Source organism: Tateyamaria sp. 7Alg 36 (assembly GCF_059882455.1).
In genome coordinates, this window is sequence record NZ_CM187613.1 from 1,613,739 (window position 1) to 1,633,739 (window position 20,001).

At 60.4% G+C, this 20,001-nt stretch carries 20 protein-coding genes and 1 tRNA gene; 8 read left to right on the plus strand and 13 right to left on the minus strand.

Translation table 11 applies throughout. The features are described 5' to 3' along the window. Positions 1–100: 100 nt before the first annotated feature. The 5 genes from AC6GQJ_RS07850 to AC6GQJ_RS07870 form a co-directional block, all read right to left on the minus strand. Entirely contained in the window at positions 101–1,303 is a 1,203-nt protein-coding gene (locus AC6GQJ_RS07850) for an OmpA family protein (protein ID WP_500773450.1), read from the minus strand. 293 nt (positions 1,304–1,596) lie between these two features. Continuing rightward, entirely contained in the window at positions 1,597–2,130 is a 534-nt protein-coding gene (nusG, locus tag AC6GQJ_RS07855; RefSeq protein ID WP_500773452.1) for a transcription termination/antitermination protein NusG, read from the minus strand. A 170-nt stretch (positions 2,131–2,300) separates the two neighbouring features. Continuing rightward, entirely contained in the window at positions 2,301–2,498 is a 198-nt protein-coding gene (gene secE, locus AC6GQJ_RS07860; RefSeq protein WP_500773454.1) for a preprotein translocase subunit SecE, read from the minus strand. A 94-nt stretch (positions 2,499–2,592) separates the two neighbouring features. Further along, positions 2,593–3,294 carry a hypothetical protein gene (locus AC6GQJ_RS07865; protein ID WP_500773456.1) on the minus strand — a complete coding sequence of 234 codons (702 nt, stop codon included), beginning with the start codon at positions 3,292–3,294 and terminating at the stop codon, positions 2,593–2,595. A 325-nt stretch (positions 3,295–3,619) separates the two neighbouring features. Beyond that, positions 3,620–3,695 (minus strand) — tRNA-Trp (locus AC6GQJ_RS07870). A gap of 159 nt (positions 3,696–3,854) precedes the next feature. On the opposite strand from AC6GQJ_RS07870, the gene AC6GQJ_RS07875 reads away from it, so the two are divergent. After that, positions 3,855–4,352: a DUF892 family protein gene (locus AC6GQJ_RS07875; RefSeq protein ID WP_500773458.1), complete on the plus strand. Its 498-nt coding sequence runs from the start codon at positions 3,855–3,857 to the stop codon at positions 4,350–4,352. A gap of 66 nt (positions 4,353–4,418) precedes the next feature. Here the strand turns inward: AC6GQJ_RS07875 and AC6GQJ_RS07880 are convergent, their stop codons facing one another. The 4 genes from AC6GQJ_RS07880 to AC6GQJ_RS07895 form a co-directional block, all read right to left on the minus strand. Further along, positions 4,419–5,192, minus strand: a complete 774-nt coding sequence (locus AC6GQJ_RS07880; RefSeq protein WP_500773460.1) for a hypothetical protein — start codon at positions 5,190–5,192, stop codon at positions 4,419–4,421. Further along, a complete protein-coding gene (locus AC6GQJ_RS07885) occupies positions 5,176–6,237 on the minus strand; it encodes a GSCFA domain-containing protein (protein WP_500773462.1) in 1,062 nt (353 codons plus the stop codon). Before AC6GQJ_RS07885 ends, AC6GQJ_RS07880 begins: the two co-directional genes overlap by 17 nt. Positions 6,238–6,389: 152 nt before the next feature. Continuing rightward, the gene (tuf, locus tag AC6GQJ_RS07890) at positions 6,390–7,565 is read right to left on the minus strand and encodes an elongation factor Tu (RefSeq protein WP_500773422.1); all 1,176 of its coding nucleotides are present in this window, start codon (positions 7,563–7,565) and stop codon (positions 6,390–6,392) included. Between the two features lie 219 nt (positions 7,566–7,784). Continuing rightward, entirely contained in the window at positions 7,785–8,360 is a 576-nt protein-coding gene (locus AC6GQJ_RS07895) for a hypothetical protein (protein ID WP_500773464.1), read from the minus strand. A 110-nt stretch (positions 8,361–8,470) separates the two neighbouring features. Here AC6GQJ_RS07895 and AC6GQJ_RS07900 point away from each other — a divergent pair, with 110 nt between their 5' ends. Beyond that, positions 8,471–9,835 (plus strand): cytochrome P450, encoded by a 1,365-nt coding sequence (locus tag AC6GQJ_RS07900; protein WP_500773466.1) that lies wholly within the window; start codon positions 8,471–8,473, stop codon positions 9,833–9,835. Here the strand turns inward: AC6GQJ_RS07900 and AC6GQJ_RS07905 are convergent. Genes AC6GQJ_RS07905 through AC6GQJ_RS07915 form a run of 3 tightly spaced genes read right to left on the minus strand, consistent with a single transcriptional unit; the run spans position 9,832 to position 14,536 of the window. Beyond that, positions 9,832–10,992: a M48 family metallopeptidase gene (locus tag AC6GQJ_RS07905; protein WP_500773468.1), complete on the minus strand. Its 1,161-nt coding sequence runs from the start codon at positions 10,990–10,992 to the stop codon at positions 9,832–9,834. The genes AC6GQJ_RS07900 and AC6GQJ_RS07905 overlap by 4 nt on opposite strands. After that, positions 10,992–12,185 carry a DUF898 family protein gene (locus tag AC6GQJ_RS07910; protein WP_500773470.1) on the minus strand — a complete coding sequence of 398 codons (1,194 nt, stop codon included), beginning with the start codon at positions 12,183–12,185 and terminating at the stop codon, positions 10,992–10,994. The genes AC6GQJ_RS07905 and AC6GQJ_RS07910 overlap by 1 nt, the downstream gene beginning before the upstream one ends. A 56-nt stretch (positions 12,186–12,241) precedes the next feature. Further along, on the minus strand, positions 12,242–14,536 hold the full coding sequence (locus tag AC6GQJ_RS07915) for a DNA topoisomerase IV subunit A (RefSeq protein WP_500773472.1): 2,295 nt from the start codon (positions 14,534–14,536) through the stop codon (positions 12,242–12,244). Positions 14,537–14,770: 234 nt separating this feature from the next. On the opposite strand from AC6GQJ_RS07915, the gene AC6GQJ_RS07920 reads away from it, so the two are divergent. From AC6GQJ_RS07920 to AC6GQJ_RS07945, 6 genes are all read left to right on the plus strand, one after another. Continuing rightward, entirely contained in the window at positions 14,771–15,388 is a 618-nt protein-coding gene (locus AC6GQJ_RS07920; protein ID WP_500773474.1) for an SH3 domain-containing protein, read from the plus strand. A 68-nt stretch (positions 15,389–15,456) separates the two neighbouring features. Beyond that, positions 15,457–16,287 carry an SDR family NAD(P)-dependent oxidoreductase gene (locus tag AC6GQJ_RS07925; protein ID WP_500773476.1) on the plus strand — a complete coding sequence of 277 codons (831 nt, stop codon included), beginning with the start codon at positions 15,457–15,459 and terminating at the stop codon, positions 16,285–16,287. A gap of 69 nt (positions 16,288–16,356) precedes the next feature. Further along, positions 16,357–16,566 (plus strand): twin transmembrane helix small protein, encoded by a 210-nt coding sequence (locus AC6GQJ_RS07930; protein ID WP_500773478.1) that lies wholly within the window; start codon positions 16,357–16,359, stop codon positions 16,564–16,566. A gap of 3 nt (positions 16,567–16,569) precedes the next feature. Continuing rightward, a complete protein-coding gene (locus AC6GQJ_RS07935) occupies positions 16,570–17,145 on the plus strand; it encodes a cob(I)yrinic acid a,c-diamide adenosyltransferase (protein ID WP_500773479.1) in 576 nt (191 codons plus the stop codon). A gap of 163 nt (positions 17,146–17,308) precedes the next feature. Next, complete coding sequence (locus tag AC6GQJ_RS07940; protein ID WP_500773481.1) at positions 17,309–18,067, plus strand: electron transfer flavoprotein subunit beta/FixA family protein; 759 nt, start codon at positions 17,309–17,311, stop codon at positions 18,065–18,067. Beyond that, complete coding sequence (locus AC6GQJ_RS07945) at positions 18,067–18,993, plus strand: electron transfer flavoprotein subunit alpha/FixB family protein (RefSeq protein ID WP_500773483.1); 927 nt, start codon at positions 18,067–18,069, stop codon at positions 18,991–18,993. Before AC6GQJ_RS07940 ends, AC6GQJ_RS07945 begins: the two co-directional genes overlap by 1 nt. Before the next feature lie 55 nt (positions 18,994–19,048). Here AC6GQJ_RS07945 and AC6GQJ_RS07950 read toward each other — a convergent pair whose 3' ends face one another. Then, on the minus strand, positions 19,049–19,870 hold the full coding sequence (locus tag AC6GQJ_RS07950; RefSeq protein WP_500773486.1) for a DUF6473 family protein: 822 nt from the start codon (positions 19,868–19,870) through the stop codon (positions 19,049–19,051). Positions 19,871–20,001 lie beyond the last annotated feature (131 nt).

Sequence of the window (20,001 nt, forward strand, 5' to 3'; positions counted from 1 at the left end):
GGTAACAGGAGCGCCGCATACAGCGCTCCTGTCTTGGGATCAAGGTCGAAATGATGCCTCTTTGGGCGTGCGGCCCCATGCGGGACCGCCCCGGCGACGCTTATTCCTCTTCGAGGATCACATCGAAGATCACACGACTTCCGGGCATGCCGGAGGCATCGAGCGGTTTGGAGTGGGCCGCGATGATGATTTGTTCGGGCGCGATCCCGCGTCCCACCATCATCGCCATCAGAGCCTTGGCGCGCAAAAGCCCTGTGCGCACCGATTCGCGGTCTTGCAGATCGCCTGAGTGGTGCCCGACCACGCGCAGACGCGCGTGCGGGCATTCCACAGCGAGGGTCGCAATCTCCAGCGCGGTTTCCAGATCCTGCGATGGCAGCGATACCGAACGGGGCGCATAGAACAGCGATGTGCCGGTTGCCGCGCGTTCAAGCGCGGTCACGCAGGTAGCGTTCGCCCAAGGCTTGGCCGCACCGGTTGTGCGCATGGCAACGCGCTGGACCTCTTCGACCACCTTGAACTCGACGCGGCGGTCGTAGAACGCAGCGCCCTGCGGGCCGGACACGCCAGAGGGTTGTTTGTCCCCCATGCCCGCAGCGACGAACATGCTGGTGTCGATGCCCGAAGCGGCGATGCGCTGGATCACCTGCCGCGCGCGCTGTTCGCTTAGACGCATGTTCGCCGCTGGATCACCCGACGGATCGGAATGCCCCTCGACGCGGATTTGCACTCCGTCGCAGGATTGCGCGACCAAGCCGATCAGCCGCCCCTGTTCGATCCCGCCCGCATCGGCCGTGACGCCGCCGCTGGGAAAATAGACAACCGCCTGATCCGTCAGATTGCGCAGATCATCTTTGCACAGCGCGGCATCCTCGATCGCCGCTTGGCCAGAGGCGAACATCTTGGCCGCTGCGTGGGGCGTGGTCAGCGCCGCCTGTCGCAGATCGGCCTCGGGCGCGGGTTCGGCGGCGGGTGTGGGTACGGGCACCATCGATACCTGCGCGGGTTGCGGCGCGGCCAGCGGCGCCACGGGTTGCAGATCGCTCATGTCGGACGCGGCGCCTGCCTGCCGTGTCACCACATCCTCGTCCACAGCCGCATTGGCCAGAAGAGCCGCATCAAGGGCCGCTTGCAGGTTTTCAATCTGTTCCTGAGCCGACGGCATCGACGCGGTTTCGGCGACAACGGGCTGGCTTTGTGGCGAGGTGCCGTACACGCTCGCCAGATATCCGGTGCCCGCAAAAATAATCGCTGCTGACGGAACCAGCCATGGAAGGCTGTCCTTTATCCCCTTAAAATTCATTATATCCCCCAAGATACACTGCTACTTTTTTGCAAAAACGCTTGATATAGCACTCAACACCACAATTAGGCGAAAATCCGCCGCGTTCGTCAACAGTGGATACGGGTTCGAAGGGTTCTAGCGTCATTTGGGACGGAAAAATCGCGATAAACGCGATTTCGGCCTGCCAAATTTCGGGGCTGGGACAGTATTCAACGGGAACGGGCGCAGCGGCAAACGGCGCGCACAAAGAAAAAGGCCAGCCCCGTGGAAAGGGCCGGCCTTGCATATTTAGAGAACAATGATGTTCAGGGTCAGATCTGTTTGTTGACCTGTGTGAATTCCAGCTCGACCGGTGTTTCGCGGCCAAAGATGGACACGGTGACCTTGAGGCGCTGGTTCTCGTCGTCGACTTCTTCGACCATGCCGTCGAAATCCTCGAACGGGCCGTCGTTGACCTTGACCTTCTCGCCGATCTCGAAGTGGATCAGGGTGCGCGGGCTTTCTTCGCCTTCCTGCACGCGGTTCAGGATCTGGTTCACTTCGGCATCGCGCATCGGCATGGGGCGGCCCTGCGGACCAAGAAACCCTGTGACGCGGTTGATCGAGTTGATCAGGTGGTAGCCCTGATCGGACATTTCCATGTGGACCAGCACATAGCCGGGCATAAAGCGACGCTCGGTCGTGACCTTCTTGCCGCGGCGCACTTCGATGACTTCCTCGGTGGGGACCAAGACTTCGTCGATCTCGTCCTCAAGACCGTTCTCCGCCACGGACGTGCGGATCGTCTCGGCGATCTTCTTTTCGAAGTTCGAGAGTACGCTGACCGAATACCACCGTTTTGCCATGTGTCTGTGGCCCCTTGCCCGATTAGACTTTCAATTCCACATGCATGTGCATGGGTCGACCTGAATAAAAATCGGCGCGGGGCTTCGAATCGCCGCGCGCCTCATCTGTGGTCAGATTGCGGAATACTCTGCACGTTTTCAAAGTGCAAGTCCCGCCCCCGTAATCCGCTTTAGCCGAACAGGTTCAGAATGGCCTCAAGGCCGCCACGGATCAGGATATCGACCAGCGCGAAAAACACAGCCGTCAGTGCCGCGAGGATAAAGACCATAACAGTGGTCAACAACACTTCGCGACGGGTTGGCCAGACAACCTTGGAAACTTCCGAGCGGACCTGCTGGATAAACTGGAGTGGATTGGTGGTGGCCATGGCGCGTTTTCACATCCCTGTCTTAGATTGACAGGCATGTAACGGGCAAGGGCGGCGATTTCAAGGCAGATAACGCGCCGTCCCGCCCCAGTGCCTATGCGTCGTGCGCAAGGTGGTCCATATGTGGCGATCCTGTGCGCAACGCTTCGGCCATCTGAAGGGAGTGCAGATCGGGCATATACAGCGCGTCGACGAGGGTTTCAGGAAAGCGGTCAAGCACCGCGTCCCAGCGGCAGGCAATGCGGTCCACGCGCGCCCGTACCGCCGCCGCGCGGGCGGGGTTGCGCCGCTCGACACGGTTGAGCCAGCGCGCCACCAAGCGCCAGAGGCGCGCGGGCCCAGCAAGCAGGACGATCATCAGCGTCACGGCGCAAGTCAGAACACCGGAGATCAGGAACCAGTGGGGACGCAGCACAACCAGTAGCGCCATGCACATCACCGCAATAAGGCGTGTGCTGGGGCGAAAGCGGATCAATAACGACGGCACGGACGTAATCATGTGCCACAGCACTGATGGTTCCGCAGGGGCTTTGGGCGCACGGCGCGGCTGTTCCTCGGGGGCGTGCAGATCGGGCAGGATGTCGGCGCGGGTGGGTGCTGGCGCGACAACGGCAGGCTGCGCCGTCACAGGTGCGGCTTCAACTGGTGCGTCCTGCGCAACAGGTTCGGCACGGCCAAGCAGCCCGCGCCGTGGTTTTTCCTGCGCTGTGTCCTCAACCAAAATCGCGCGGATGGAGGCCATCGTTTCTTCGTCGTCCACAGGCTGCGGACGCCCCTTAAGGTGTTCGTATGTCATTGTCGTCTCCAGGCCGATCAATTTGGCGGTGCGCCGCACTTAAATAATTTTGCAGCGCGCCCTGCTGGCCGTCAGCGGGTGTGGCGCTGCTAGGGCTGAAAGATGGGCCAAAAGTGACCGGATTGAGGCAGCTTTGTGTCACTGTCGCGAGGGTGGAAACACTGCATGATAGGTCCGCAGAACTGTCTGTGAAGACGCCACACTCACCCCGGACATTATTAAAAAGCGTTTACTAAAACGCGCACCACAGCCCTTGCGGCCTGAACCGCAAGGCAAACGATTCCCGCGCCCGCAAAGGCGGTAAGTCCTAACAATGTGAAGGAAGTGGCAGGGGCATCAGGGTTCGAACCCGAGACCTACGGTTTTGGAGACCGTCGCTCTACCAGCTGAGCTATACCCCTACGGTGCACGCGGGATATGCGAAGGTTTTGCCAAGATCAAGACCTGTTTGCGCGCCAATGTGGAATCCGTTCCGCCACGTTCCGGCCACCAAATTCATGGAACCCTTCCGCATGGGGCGCGTTTTGTCAGCAATCGTAACACTACGAAAGGAACACGACATGGCCTTGAACAATCTGCACGACGTCTATCACGACCAACTTCAGGACCTGCACAGCGCGTGCTCGCAAGCGATGGAAGCGACAACCGCGCTCGGCCGCGCAGCCAAAAACGAAGATCTGTCCAAGGCGCTGATCGCCGGAGCCAACGGCATCGCCGAAGGCATTGATGAGCTGAAGTCGATCTGTGCCCTGCATGACATCGACCCAGATGGCGAACATTGCAAAGGCATGGAAGGGCTTGCGAAAGAAGCGCATGCCCACGGCATCGACGCCGAGTTCGGCAGTGACGATGCGCGCGATGCAATGATCATCACGCAATACCAGCGCATGGTGCACTACGCTCTGGCTGGGTACGGCTGTGTGACTGCCTTTGCCAATCGCTTGGGTCTGGACGAAGAAGGTGCGCGTCTGCAAAAACTGCTGGACCACACCTATGATGGCGACCGCACAATGACAGAAATTGCGACCGGCGAAGTCAACCGCGACGCTGCCGCCTAAAACGGTTCGATATCAGACACAAAAGGCCGCTGCTCGCAGCGGCCTTTTTGCTGTTTCGCGCCCGCCTTATGCCGCTTGCCGTGCAGGTGTTAATAGCGGCCAGACCTCTTCCATCCAGCGCGCCGCGAAAGCAGGGGATTTGTGCCCGAAGTCGCCATTTTCCTTAGCATCAGCGCAGGCATATTCGGCGCATGTCAGCGCGCCGCGGGTCACAGTATCTTCGGGCTGGCGAACTAGGTGGATACCATCCTGCGCCGCCACTTCGCACAGAGTAGACCAGACGATATCGCGCTGTGCTTCCATGGCCTGCGCCGCCGCCGGATACAGCCCCAGAAATTGTTTCGGCGCGTCGAGGTTCTTGATCCCGTCGGTGTAGAAAGGCGCGGGCACATAGATGACACGCCGTCCCGCTTTTGCCAGTTGCTGCGCCATGCGATAGGCCCGTGTGCATTCGGCGAACATACGGCCCGAGGCTGCGCGGACTGCGCGACTAGGCGCATGACCGTTCTCACCCATCCATTGCAGGTAGGGGCCGAAAAACTCGCTAACGCGGTAGCGCGCCCCGTAAAATATGAACGTATCGAAATCGTCCGGCGCCAGAAACTCACGCCCGTTTCCGTTAATGGTCAGCGCCATGTCCAGCGCGTCGCCCTTTGCGCGGATGGCCCCGCCGCGCCATTCGATCTGGCGAAAGGCAGGCCCCGTCGCGCCCCAGAATTCGACATGCGCACCTGTGGGGGCCTGTGTCAGCCCCTCGCGCAAAGCGTTGCGCAAGCTGCCCAACTGGCTGTCGCCGAAAAAGCAGATGCGCGGCGCGGCTGTGTCAGGCTGCGAAGGCATTCAACAACTCCTCTTCGCATTTCACGTCCTCTTGGGGTGCGGGAACGACCGGCGCTGCGGCTGGCGGCTGGTCCGCGGACACTTGTGCGCCAAAGGCCCGTGTCTGATCCTCAAAGAAATGGCGCATCACCGTTGCCACCCCTTCGGGCACGACCGACCGCATGTTCGGCGCAAAGAACATGCCGCGGAATATCGGGTGGGTGATGATCTCGAACGATGGGAAATAATCGATCCACTTGAACTCTTCACAGGCCATGCCAGCCACGGCGCGCAGCACCGATTTCGAATATTGCGTGGCCGTCAGCACGTGCTGCCCCGAGGCCGTCGCCGTCAGCGGTACAGGCGAAACAGTCAACAACACTTTCAAACGGCGGTTCTTTGAGCGGGCGAATTTCAGCGCGCGTTTCAAGGCATTCATGGTGCGGCGCGTGTTGGCGTTGACGAACACATGCTGTTCCGGATCGAAGGTGCCCGCCACTGTGCCGGGACACAGCGCATATTCCAGACCCGTTTCGGCGTTGTGCCAGCGTTCGGTCAGACCGAGCGTAAAGACCAACACATCCGACGTTTCGATGGCACGGCGCAGGGCAGCATAGGTGACCTGCCGCGCTGCCCACAATTCGTCGGCGCTGGCAAAGCCGTCAGGTTCGATGGCTGGGCGCAGCGGATCATAGAACCGTCCGTCCCTTTCCCAAACCTCGCGCACTTCGGGACGCGCGCCATAGGCAAGCTCGAGCCACTGCAACAACATGGACGGCGTATAGATATTGCCGGTGCGAAAGCTGAAAATGCCATAGCCAAAGCGGCGCGCATCCGCCCCCAGCAGAAAGGGCGGAGGCGCTTCGCAATCTTGCCAGCCATAGCCGCGATCCGACAGCGCCTTGCCGATATGCTGGGCAAAACACGACCCCGCCGTCACGACCCGGTGGCTTTGCTTTACCGAAAATTTCGGAGTCCAAAGGCCGCTGAGGCCATAGGCGCCGGGTGTAGCTACGGCGGTTTTCCAATAGCTCTCCGGCCCCATATTTTCATAGGGGTGTGTCATCTGCTGCCTGCTCAAGTCGTTTTTATGGTTGTCTTACAGCGTAGCGGGCAGGTTTCGCGCTGACAAAGAAAAACGGGCCGCAAGGCTGTGCCTGCGACCCGACTGTGTTCATTCTGCAAGAAAGGCGCCCTTTTCAGGGCGCCTCCGCAGCCTTACTCGTTGATTTTCGACACAACGCCCGCGCCAACGGTGCGGCCGCCTTCGCGGATCGCGAAGCGCAGGCCCTGCTCCATCGCGATCGGTGCGATCAGTTCAACGCCGAACGACACGTTGTCGCCTGGCATGACCATTTCTGTGCCTTCTGCCAGTTGAACTGTGCCTGTCACGTCCGTTGTACGGAAGTAGAACTGTGGGCGGTAGTTCGCGAAGAATGGCGTGTGACGGCCACCTTCTTCTTTGGTCAGGATGTAGGCTTCGGCTTCGAACTTGGTGTGTGGGTTCACGGAACCTGGCTTGCAGAGAACCTGACCACGCTCAACCGCTTCACGGTCGATACCACGCAGCAGGGCGCCGATGTTGTCGCCTGCTTCACCGCGGTCCAGCAGCTTGCGGAACATTTCAACGCCTGTGCAGGTCGTTTTCTGTGTGTCCTTGATGCCGACGATTTCGATTTCGTCACCAACGTTGATCACGCCACGCTCGACACGACCGGTCACAACGGTACCACGACCCGAGATCGAGAACACGTCTTCGACGGGCATCAGGAACGGCTGGTCAACCGCACGCTCTGGTGTCGGGATGTACTCGTCAACGGCAGCCATCAGCTTGCGGATGGACTCTTCGCCGATTTCTGGCTTGTTGCCTTCCATCGCGGCCAGAGCCGAACCGGGGATGACGGGGATGTCGTCGCCTGGGTACTCGTAGGAGGACAGCAGCTCGCGGATTTCCATTTCCACCAGCTCGAGCAGCTCTTCGTCGTCAACCTGGTCAACTTTGTTCATGTAGACAACCATGGTCGGGATACCAACCTGACGGCCCAGCAGGATGTGCTCGCGCGTTTGGGGCATCGGGCCATCGGCTGCGTTCACAACCAGGATCGCGCCGTCCATCTGCGCCGCACCGGTGATCATGTTCTTCACATAGTCAGCGTGGCCGGGGCAGTCGACGTGGGCGTAGTGACGGGTCTCTGTCTCGTACTCAACGTGCGCTGTCGAAATGGTGATCCCGCGGGCTTTCTCTTCGGGCGCGCCGTCAATCTGGTCATACGCCTGGAAGTCGCCGAAATACTTCGTGATCGCCGCTGTCAGCGTGGTCTTGCCGTGGTCAACGTGGCCAATCGTGCCAATGTTAACGTGCGGTTTCGTGCGTTCAAACTTTGCCTTTGCCATCTTTCAAGACGCCCTTTTCGCTCTGTGAACGGGCAAACGCCCGCGTTTATATCGCGGGGCGTTTATTGCGAATGCGGACGGAAATCAAGCGGTCTTGCATCAAACCCGTGCCATTTGGCGCAAACGGGCCAACAGGACCGTCACGGGCAGGGTTTCGTATTGCGGAAGCAGCGCCAAGGCGCCGCCGCCCGCCCAAAATGTAGTACTGTGAGGCCCGCCTTATTCGGCTGCGGCCACTGCCGGTGCGGCGTCGGCATCCGGCGTAAACCAGCCCTTGTCGGCCTGTTCGCGCACAAGGAACCGTTCAACCGCTTTGGCGGCATTACGGCTCAACTCGGTCAGCTGTTCTTCGGCGCTCATCGTGTAGCCGGTGCCGATGATCGGCGCGGTACCAAAGGTTTCCAGAACGGTGATCTGTTCGGGGGTGTCGTTCAGCTTTTTATTCGCCGCATCGTCATAGACGGTCACGTTCAGGATCAGTGCGGATTTCGGTGCCAGCACCAGCGGCACACCGGGTTGCGCCAGCACATAACCTTCGACCGAGATGCCGAAGTGATAGCGGCTTGGCCCGTCATAGCGGTCGAACCGTTCGGCAATCGCCGCCTGCACAGTGCTGGCCAATTGTTCCTCGGTTGCCTTGCGGGAAAGCGGACCGCGCTGTGCCTTCGAGGCGATAACGATGTTGTGGTGCAAGCTGAAGTCACCGAGCGGCACAGGTGGGCCATCCAGATCCGCGCTTGGGCTGCAAGCTGCTGCCAGAACCAACATTGTCATGCCGAACACAAGACGCATCATCACCGCTCACTCCTCATTTTCCTTTGCGGGCAATAGCGCAGGTGCGACCAAGGCGCAATTGCACGAGGGCCATGCGGCAATATATGTTAGGTATAGGATAGGAGATCCCGATGCCTGATACCGCTGCCCCCCCACATCTGCCGGTGCGCGTGCCTTTGGTCAACGAACCCTGGGGGTTGTGGAAAAGCCTGTCCATGGCGCGCAAGAACGTGCTGCGCATCATCCCTGAAATCGCCGTGACCCAGCCGATGGTGTCGGGACGCACAGGCAAGCGGTGGCATATGGTCATGGACCCAGAGGCCATCCGCCGGATGCTGCTCGACCGGCTGGAAGATTATCCGAAATCCGACGTGACCAAGAACCTGCTGCGCCCTGCAATTGGCGAATCCCTGTTTATTGCCGAAGGGGCGCATTGGCGCTGGCAACGGCGCACGGCAGCGCCCGCGTTCAGTCATCGCAACATGATGAACCTCGCGCCGATCATGACCAAAGCCGCAGAGCGCGCCGCCGACCGTGTCGCCGCCGCAGGCCCCCGCGCCCTCAACTTTCTGGATGAGATGGTGACCACCACTTTCGACGTGATTGCCGATGTGACCTTTTCCGGCGGCGACGCCTTTGACCGCGATGCGGTGCACAATGCCATCGACGATTACATCGCCGAGGCGGGCAAGATTTCCTTGTTCGACATTATTGGCGCGCCCGACTGGATTCCCCGTCCGGGACGGTTAGTGTCGGGCCGCGCATTGCGCGATATGAAGGCTGTGGCCGACCGCGCCATTGACGCACGCGCCAAGCGCGGGGCCGAAGGGGTGCCCGATCTGCTCGACCTGCTGCTGGCAGGCGAAGACCCCAAATCAGGGCGTCGGATGAACACGGCAGAATTACGGGACAACCTGCTGACCTTTATCGTGGCGGGGCACGAGACCACCGCCCTGACCCTTGCTTGGTCCATGTATCTGGTGGCCTTCGATCAGGACATTCAGGATGCCGCCCGCGCCGAGGCGCAATCGGTGCTGAACGGACGCGCCGCAACTGGCGACGATGTCGAAAACCTGCCCCTGATCCGCCAGATCGTGGACGAGGCACTGCGCCTTTATCCCCCTGCGGGCATGGTGTCGCGCACCGCGCTGGCGCATGACGTTCTGTGCGGTCGGGAAATCCGGCCCGGTGATACCTGCATGGTGCCGATCTATGCGCTGCACCGCTCAAGGCTGCACTGGGACGATCCGGATGCGTTCCGCCCTGCGCGCTTTGCCGACCGCAAGGCGATCAACCGCTATGCCTATCTGCCCTTCGGGGACGGGCCGCGCATCTGCATCGGCGCATCTTTTGCCCTGCAAGAGGCGGTGATCATACTGGCAACTCTGCTCAGCCGCTTTCGCTATTCCCCCGTTCAGGGGCGCAATCCAGAGCCTGTGATGATCCTGACGGTACGCCCCGAAGGCGGCGTCTGGCTGACGGCCGAACCGGCCTAGTCGCCGTCTTTTACCGCGCGCTTGGGACGCCCGTCACAAATGTTCTGTAACGCCGTCCATTCGGCGTCCGACAGGATCGGGTTGGTTACACCCTGCCCGCGTGCAAAGATGCGGGCCGCTTCGGCACGGTCGACGGTTTCGGGGTGGCTCGACAGATAGACCGGCAGGTCCGGCATCTTGCGTTCCAAATCACTGAGGCTGTCAAAGAAGGTCGCCAGCGCCTCGGCACTGGTTCCGGACGCATCCAGCATTTCCAGCGCGAACAGGTCCGCCGCCGCCTCGGCTTCGCGGGTATAGGACGCGTTGAGTGTGTGTTCCGCCACCACAACCACGGCAGAGCCGCCCACGAAATCCCCCAATACCAGCGCGAGCAGACCCGCAGAGCCCGCCGCACGCAAGGCGTTGCGGGTGGTATCGCGTGCCTCCACATGACCGATCTCGTGCGCGAGGACGGCGGCCACTTCGTCCGGTGTCTTGGCCTTGTCGATAAGGCCGCGCATGATCACGATCTGACCGCCGGGCGCGGCAAAGGCATTTACCATCTTGTGGTCGAACACCGTCACGTTGAGGTCATAGGCCAGATCGCCCGCCGCGGTCAGCCGGTCCGTCATCGCGTTTAGGGCGGCAACCCCGTCAGCATTCGTACAGGACAGCCCACCGACTGAGCGCCCGCCCAAAAACCGCTCCATCTGGTTCACAACGGTTTTGCCATAGGCGACCTCGCGTTCGATCGGGATCAGGGTTGCCATGGTGTTCGCCAGCGCGGGCAGGATGACAAAGATCATGATCACGACCGCCGCCACAGCCAGACCGACGCGGGTTACGATCTTGCGCGCCGCCCCCTGCGCCACATCGCGGCGGTTCAGGTGCGGACACAGCCGTTGCAAGGCGCGGATCATTTCGGGGTCATCCAGCGTCAGCCGCGCCGTTTTGATCAGCGCACTGTCCAGTGCCGCATCGGCCCGCAGGCTGAGCACAAGCTGGTCGTCACGCGCGTGATCCGCCAGTGCGCGGATGGCGTCCAAGGGCCAGTATTGCGACCCCATGGGCAGGTCTGGATGTTCAATCTTCAGCGTGCGCGCGGCGGTATCCACGGACAGTTCGACATCCAGCCGCTGTCCGCTTTCGCCATCAAAAAACCGCGCGAAGGCGATCATCAGATAGCCCCGCCTATGTCGAGAGCATCGGCAAACCCTTCGGCATCCGCACCTGCATCTGCGGCCCGTTGCTGGATCGTGTTCAGGTGATCGGCGTTGTGCACATGGATGTTGTTCACCGCGTGTTCGATGATTGGCTGGGTGATGATGACCAGCCCAAGCGCCCCTGCCACCAAAAAGGCGAACAGATACAGCACCGCCAGAACGATCAAGAGCAGCGGATTGCCCCCCACAACGGCGTCGGTCATCGTGGCCATCAAGCCGCCGATCACACCGAAGACAACGCCCATCAGGATCGAGATGATGATCGTGCCGATGATGACAATGGACAGAACCCGCCCTGTCGCCAGATGTGCGTCAAAGGTCACAATCCCGTCCAGCACCTTGTTGCGGGTCAGGTAGTTGAAGGCAAAAACGCGGTAATAGACCATTCCGATCATCGCCCAGATATAGCCGACAACCGTGACGATCCCGCCCCCGATCCCTGCGCCAATACTTGAGGAGCTCGCCCCCATGGCCGCAATGCCGATACCAACAATGATGATGGCGAGGCCCATAAAGATATGCTTCATCCCGCCATAAAGATCTTGCCACCGCCCCAATTGTTCAAACGGCGCGTCGCCATACCAGCTGCGGTCGGCCATGTATTTTTCCAGCCGAAAGGTGACCAGCGGGTTCAGCAGACCCAGGGTAATGATGTTCAGCAGATAGTAACCAAGCGCGCGGAACGCATAGCCCCATGCGCCGTGATCCATCCCGAAACGGATGCCACGCCAACGGCTGCGCGCCATCTTGTACCGCCGCGCACGGTAGCGCGCGAACAGCATGAGGGGCAGCACCGCCAGCACGGTGATATAGATCGCGCCAAGCTGCGCCAACTCTTGCCCGACTGATTGCGGTTCGTTGAACAGGTTCAGGCCGAAATAGAACAGCGCCATCTGCACGATGCCGAGATAGATCGCCAGAATCACAATCGCGACCAAAAACCCAAGGAACTTTTCAAGCCCCGTTCCGGTGTATTCAAAGCTGTCATCGTCGCCCGTTGTGGCCGACCAGATGTATTTACGAATGCGGGTCTTGGCCCAAAAACGGTAGATGCCCAGCGTCAGCAGCGTCAGCAGCGAGGTCAGGAAATAAAGGCGGAACAACGGGGCCTTTTTGCCAAAATAGCGGCCCTGAATTTGCGTGCTCATCGGAAAAATGGTCCTTTGTACGAAATAATGAACTTTTGGCTAAGGACCCTCACGGATCAATTGAATTTGTTATCTCTGGGGAACCCGCGCGGCGCCATCCGTCCCGCGCTGGCGCGTTTGCCCTTCCATTCGGCAAGCTCGGTCTGGGTGCGGGTGCGCCCTGCGGGATCGCTCCAGCTTAGGCCGTCGTCGCCCACAAAGGTGGTCGCGTCGCTTAGCCCGCCATCCTTGTAGCGCTGCAAACGCACGCCTTTGCCGCGTGCCATTTCCGGCAGTTCGGCCAGATCAAACACCAGAACCTTGCGGTTCTCACCGACCACTGCGACGCTATCGCCCTGAACGGGTTTGCAAACCGCCACACTGACATCGCCGCGCACGTTCAGCACCTGTTTGCCGCTGCGGGTCTGCGCGATCACATCGTCTTCGGGCACGATAAACCCGTCGCCCGCGCTGGACGCCACCAGCAGCTTACGGCCCGGTGCGTGGATCAGGATCGAATGGATCTGCACCTCGTTCGGCAGGTCCACCATCAGGCGCAACGGTTCGCCCATGCCCCGCCCACCAGGCAGGTTGGAGGCCGACAGCGTATAGAACCGCCCGTTCGACCCCACGACCAGCAGTCGGTCGGTGGTTTCGGCATGGAAGGTAAAGCGCGGTCCGTCGCCGTCCTTGAATTTCAACTCGCGGTTCAGGTCGATATGGCCCGTCATCGCGCGGATCCAGCCCATCTGGCTGCACACCACGGTGATCGGCTCACGGTCGATCATCGCCTCCAGCGGCACGTCCTCGACTGTTCCGGCCTCTGCAAAGGTGGTGCGGCGCGCGCCACCTTCGTAATCCTTGCCGAACTGCTTTTTGGTAGCCTTGAGCTGGGTCGAGATCGCGTCCCATTGCAGCCCTTCGTTGGCCAGCAAATCTTCAAGACCTGCCCGTTCTTCCATCAACTCGGACTGTTCGCGCAGCAACTCGACCTCTTCGAGGCGACGCAAAGACCGCAGGCGCATGTTCAGGATGGCTTCGGCCTGCACATCGCTCAGCTCACCCGGACCGGGTTTCGGGCCGACATAATCCGCCTCGCTCATGGCGCGGGGGTGATCCAGCGACCAGTCCTCGCGCATCAGGGCGGCCTTGGGATCGTCGTCATAGCGGATGATGTCGATCACGCGATCAAGGTTCAGGAAGGCAACGATTAGCCCCTCAAGCACCTCAAGCCGATGGTCGATCTTTTCCATCCGGTGCTCACTGCGCCGGACTAGAACCTCGCGACGGAAATCAAGGAAAGCACGCAGCACTTCCTTCATCGAACAGACCTTGGGCGTGACGCCGTCGATCAGCACGTTCATGTTAAGCGAGAACCGCACCTCGAGATCGGAGTTGCGGTACAGCATCCCCATCAGAACGTCCGGATCGACATTCTTGGATCGCGGTTCCAGCACAAGGCGGATGTCGTCGGCAGATTCGTCGCGCACATCGCCCAGAATCGGGATCTTCTTGGTCTGGATCAGTTCCGCCAGCTTTTCGATCAGCTTGGACTTCTGGACCTGATAGGGAATCTCGGTGACGACAATCTGCCACTGGCCACGGCCCAAATCCTCGACCTCGTAACGGCAGCGCAGGCGGAAACCGCCCTTGCCCGTGCGATAGGCCGTCGCGATCTGTTCGGGCGGTTCGACGATGATGCCGCCGGTCGGGAAATCAGGGCCCGGCACAAAGTTCAGCAACGTGTCGTCGCGCGCGTCGGGCGTTTTGATCAGATGCACGCATGCATCACAAAGTTCTGCGATATTGTGCGGCGGAATATTGGTGGCCATGCCCACCGCGATCCCGCTGGACCCGTTGGCCAGCAGATTCGGGAACTGCGCGGGCAAGACCACAGGTTCGGTCAGCGTGCCATCATAGTTGTCGCGGAAATCGACACTGTTTTCGTTCAGACCGTCCAGTAGCGCTTCGGCCACGGCGGTCATGCGCGCTTCGGTATAACGGCTGGCGGCGGGGTTATCGCCGTCGATGTTGCCAAAGTTCCCTTGGCCATCGACCAGCGGGTAGCGGACGTTGAAATCCTGCGCCAGACGCGCCATCGCATCGTAAATCGCCGCATCACCGTGGGGGTGATAGTTACCCATCACGTCGCCCGAAATCTTGGCCGACTTCCGGAAACCACCCGTCGAGGACAGGCGCAATTCGCGCATCGCATAAAGAATGCGGCGGTGCACCGGCTTCAACCCGTCGCGGGCATCGGGCAGCGCGCGGTGCATGATCGTGGACAGCGCATAGGTCAGGTAACGCTCGCCCAATGCGCGGCGCAGCGGTTCGGAAAGGTCCATGTTGGGGGCGTCGGCCTGATCTGACATAGATGCTGTCTAGCGGGCGCGGTTTCAGGCGACAAGCGGTCAACCGCATTTTCACCACGTGCGGGAACCAAATTGCCCTTTCGTCAGTTGCATAGTCACAACAACATCCCCGAAGGGGGAAAAATTCTGAGTCTTTACCAGTGAACGAAACAACGGCGTCTGATAGGACGAAGTTGTACTGTCAACAAACGCTGCTCAGACCGTACACGATAGTAAGTTTTGGGGGACGCTCTAATGGCGCGATTTATCTTGGTATGTTTTGCCTTTCTGGCATTCGCTTTCTACGAACTCAGCGGTGGATCGGACTTCGACCCCGAGGAGACACGCCTTGCGCGAATCGACCCGCCATCGGACGTACGCCAGCAACCGCTTGAGCGTACACAGGTTGCACAGGCACAGATTGCACCGGCCCCTGCCCTGTCCGGTTCCGAGGATGTGACACGCGTATCGCTGTCCCTCACGTCCGTTGAAGATGTCGTGCGTCCTGCCAAGTCCCGCAGCATTCAGGCCAAGCGCGTCGTTGCCGTCCAGAACGCCGTGAGCGAAGAAGAACCCACCATCATCATCCCCAGCCTGATCGTGGACAAACCCGTGATCACGCCGGTCAGCTTTGGCCAGCGCGGTGAAGAACCCCGTGAGCAGGCGCAAGGCAACTTTGACGTCCGTGCCGTAACGGGGTCGAGCGTTAACGTGCGCGGCGGTCCGGGCACTGGATACTCGGTCGTGAACCGCCTTGTACGCGGCGACAAGGTCGAGATCCTCGACAATCCCGGCAACGGTTGGGTTCAGATGCGCCCTGTTGGCGGCGGCACCACCGGCTGGATGGCGGATTTCCTGCTCAGCGACGGCTAAGCCCATTCGCAACTTGTGACGTAACCGCACATCTGCCAGACCTGCGCCCGACAAAAAGGGCGCAGCACATGGTTCAGAAATCCATTCTCATCACCGGATGTTCCTCTGGGATCGGCTATGCCGCAGCGCTTGGATTGCGCGATGCGGGTTGGCAGGTCTTTGCGTCCTGCCGCGCCGAGAAAGACTGCGCCCGCTTGCGCGATCTGGGTTTCCTCAGCCCGCGCATCGATTATGCCGATACCGACACGATCCACGCGGGCCTTGACGAAGTGCTGGAGGCCACAGGCGGGCAACTGAATGCGCTGTTCAACAACGGTGCGTACGGCATGCCCGGCGCGGTCGAGGATTTGCCAACCCAAGCTCTCCGCGAAATTTTCGAGGCCAATTTTTTCGGCTGGCACGAACTTACCCGCGCCGTGATCCCCGTGATGCGGGAGCAAGGGCACGGGCGGATCGTGCAATGTTCTTCGGTCCTTGGCTTTGTCACGTTGCCGTGGCGCGCGGCCTATTGCAGCACCAAGTTCGCTCTAGAGGCGCTGACTGACACGCTGCGGATCGAGATGCGCGACACGCCCATCCACGTTGTGCTGATCGAACCGGGTCCGATCACCAGCAAGATCAGGGCCAATTCCATCCCCCACTTCGAACGCTGGATCGACTGGGAATCTTCGCCCCGCGCCGACCAATACCGCACCCGCCTGCGTAAACGCCTGTATGAAGATCGCGGCCCCGACACATTCGAACTGCCCCCAGAGGCCGTTGTGAAGAAACTGCGGCACGCACTGGAATCGTCGCGCCCGCGCCGCCGCTATCTGGTGACGACGCCAACCTATCTGATGGCATTTCTGCGCCGTATCCTGCCCGCATCGCTGCTGGATCGACTTCTCGCACAGCCGTGACCCAACACCACATTCGCTTTTACGCCCTAGGCCGCTACATCACACGGACCATTTAAAAAGGACCAAATCATGGGACAGGACCCGTTTTTCATTCTTGTTGTGCTTGCCTGCCTTGCGGTGGTCGTGGTGCTGATGCTGGGCCTTGGCGGGTTTGCCAAGGGATCGGGCTGGGCGCAGAAGAACTCCAACAAACTGATGCGTTATCGACTGGCGGCGCAATTCGTCGCCGTTCTGCTGATCGTCGCCTATGTGTTCCTGCGCCAAAGCAGGGGAGAATAAGCCATGGTTGTGCTGAACAAGATCTACACCCGTACCGGTGACGCGGGCGAAACCGCATTGGGCAACGGAACACGCGTGGCCAAGCACGATTTGCGCGTCTCTGCCTATGGCACTTCGGACGAGTTGAACTGTTTTGTCGGGGTCGCGCGTCTGAACGCGACGGGTGATATGGACGCCGCCCTTAGCCGTATCCAGAATGACTTGTTCGATCTGGGTGCAGACATGTGCCGCCCCGATATGGCGCAGGATGCCGAGGCCGAATACCCGCCCCTGCGGGTGACGGATGCCCAAGTGGCGCGGCTGGAACAGGAAATCGACGCGATGAACACCGACCTGACCCCGCTGCGCAGCTTTATCCTGCCAGGTGGTTCGGCCCTGTCTGCGCATCTGCATGTGTGTCGCACCGTGGCCCGCCGCGCCGAACGGTTGGCCGTAGAACTGGCGGGCATCGAAGACGTGAACCCCGCCGCCGTCAAATATCTGAACCGGCTCAGCGATTGGTTCTTTGTCGCTGCGCGCATTGCCAATAACGGCGGCAAGGATGATGTTCTATGGGTGCCGGGGGCGCATCGGGACTGACCTTGCCCGCCCACTTCAGGACGCTATGACCGAAAACGCGGCGTCCCGAGGGGATGACGTGACGATTTTGGCCTGTTTCCTCAGCGGTGTGTTGGGTAAACCGGACGGGACGGAAAAAGTCACTCGTCAAAAGACGAGTCGTTAACTGAGGAGAGGAACGCTCATGAAGGTGTTGGTGCCTGTCAAACGCGTGATCGACTACAACGTGAAAGTGCGCGTCAAAGCGGACGGTTCGGGTGTTGATCTCGCCAATGTGAAAATGTCGATGAACCCGTTTGACGAGATTGCAGTCGAACAGGCGATCCGCCTCAAGGAAGCGGGTCAGGCCGATGAAATCGTCGCCGTCTCCATCGGTGTGAAACAGGCGCAGGAAACGCTGCGTACCGCACTCGCCATGGGCGCGGACCGCGCCATTCTGGTGATTGCCGCCGATGACGTGCACACCGATATCGAGCCGCTGACCGTTGCCAAGATCCTCAAGGCCATCGTCGACGAAGAACAGCCCGGTCTGGTGCTGTGCGGCAAGCAGGCCATCGACAACGACATGAACGCGACCGGCCAGATGCTGTCCGCACTGATGGGTTGGAGCCAAGCGACATTCGCTTCGGACGTCGAGATTTCCGGCGACAAGGCCAAGGTCACACGCGAAGTGGACGGCGGTCTGCAAACCATCGAAGTGTCTATGCCAACGGTCATCACCGTTGATCTGCGCCTGAACGAGCCGCGCTATGCGTCCCTGCCCAACATCATGAAAGCCAAGAAAAAGCCGCTGGATGAAAAGACAGCAGCCGATTACGGCGTTGATCCCGCCCCCCGCCTGACGGTTGTCAAAACGACAGAGCCCGAAGCGCGTGCGGCTGGCATCAAAGTGGGTTCGGTTGACGAACTTGTGGCGAAACTCAAAGAAGCGGGGGCAGTGTAATGGCAGTCCTTCTGATGGCAGAAATCAATGACGGCGTACTGGCAATGGACGCAACGGCCAAGGCCGTGACCGCAGCCGGTGCCTTGGGCGACGTGATTGTCCTTGCAACGGGCGCAAGCTGCGCCGACGCCGCCGCCGAAGCCGCGACAATCCAAGGTGTGTCCAAGGTGCTGTGCGCCGAAGATACCCTCTATGGCAAACGTCTGGCCGAACCAGTGGCCGATCTGATCGTGTCGCTTGCGGGTGATTACGAACACATCGTGGCCCCTGCGACCACCGACGCCAAGAACGTCATGCCGCGCGTTGCCGCGCTGCTGGACGCAATGGTGATTTCGGAAGCAACCGCCGTGATCGACGCCAACACGTTCGAACGCCCCATCTATGCGGGCAACGCGATCCAGACCGTGCAATCGAGCGATGGCAAAAAGGTCATCACCTTCCGGACATCAACCTTTGATGCCGCAGGCACAGGTGGCTCCGCTTCGGTGGAAAACATCGGTGCAGCCGCTGATCCGGCCCTGTCTTCGTGGGTCGAGGACAAAGTCGCCGCCAGCGACCGCCCAGAGCTGACCTCGGCCGGTGTGGTCGTGTCCGGTGGACGCGGCGTCGGCTCGGAAGAGGACTTTGCCCTGATTGAAAAGCTGGCAGACAAGCTGGGCGCCGCTGTTGGCGCATCCCGCGCTGCCGTCGATTCGGGCTATGCGCCGAACGACTGGCAGGTTGGCCAAACCGGTAAAGTCGTCGCGCCCGAGCTTTATGTCGCGGTCGGCATTTCCGGTGCGATCCAGCACCTTGCCGGTATGAAAGACAGCAAGATCATCGTCGCGATCAACAAGGACGAAGAAGCGCCAATCTTCCAAGTTGCGGATTACGGCCTTGTTGCGGACCTGTTCACCGCCGTACCCGAGTTGATTGAAAAGCTTTGATCCGGTTGGCATGAATTAGAAAGGCCCGGTGCAGCGATGCGCCGGGCCTTTTGTGTTAGAGGATGTCGCGCAGCGCCGCACTGACTGCACGGCCCACATCGTCATGCGCTTGCGGCCCCAGCATCGACTGCGCCGCCGGTGCATCAAGGTCGCGCATGATCATCCCTTGCGTGCCCTGCGCCCTTGCTGCATCCGAGGCGACAACCTCGACATATGTCGTGGCGCAGTTTTTCACGTCATCAATCATCTCGCGCGTGACAAAAGCGGGATGCACGTCAACCTCGTCAATCCGTTCCTCCGGCGTGCGGTCACTGGCCCAAAGCAGGACCGACTTGCCCGTGATCTGGCTGAGAACAAGGCGCATGCGGGCGGTCCATGCCGTTCGCAACTCCTCGATCACGGCCTGAAACCTGTCGGGCGAAACAGTCGCCAGACGGGTCAGCATATGGTTGGTAAAGTTGAACTCGGCAAAATCCACATCGCGAAAGACCGCGCGCAGCAAGGGGCTCGCATCGACAAAGCGGTCATTGCGGCGCGGGTGCACACGGTAGAAACGGTTGGACATGTTGCGCGGGCTGGTGATCTGCAACACGGTTGCCGCTGCTTTGGTGGACGCGTCGCGCAGAAACGGATCGCTGGCATAGACGTCGATACCGCCATTCATGCTGCCGAAGTTCACGCAGGTCATGCCCAACTCTTCCTCGACCCTGTTAGGGAACGGGGTGCGGATGAACTTGCCATAGGTGGTCGTGCCGCCGAAAAACGCGATAAACGGCTTGTCCAACGACCGGCGCGGCCCCCGAAACAGCACCTTCGAATTCCCGTACCTGCACGGCAGGTAGTCAAGCTCGCTCGGACTTAACGTTTCAAAACTCATGTGACCCACTCTTTCTTATTTACCCGTGGGCTGTGTCGCATGCGCGGCTTGCCAGTTCCCTAATCAAACGTGACCATTTTGGGGCAGCCCCCGCCCTGCCCCCTGCGCGCAAAGCCTTGCCCCCGCCCCGC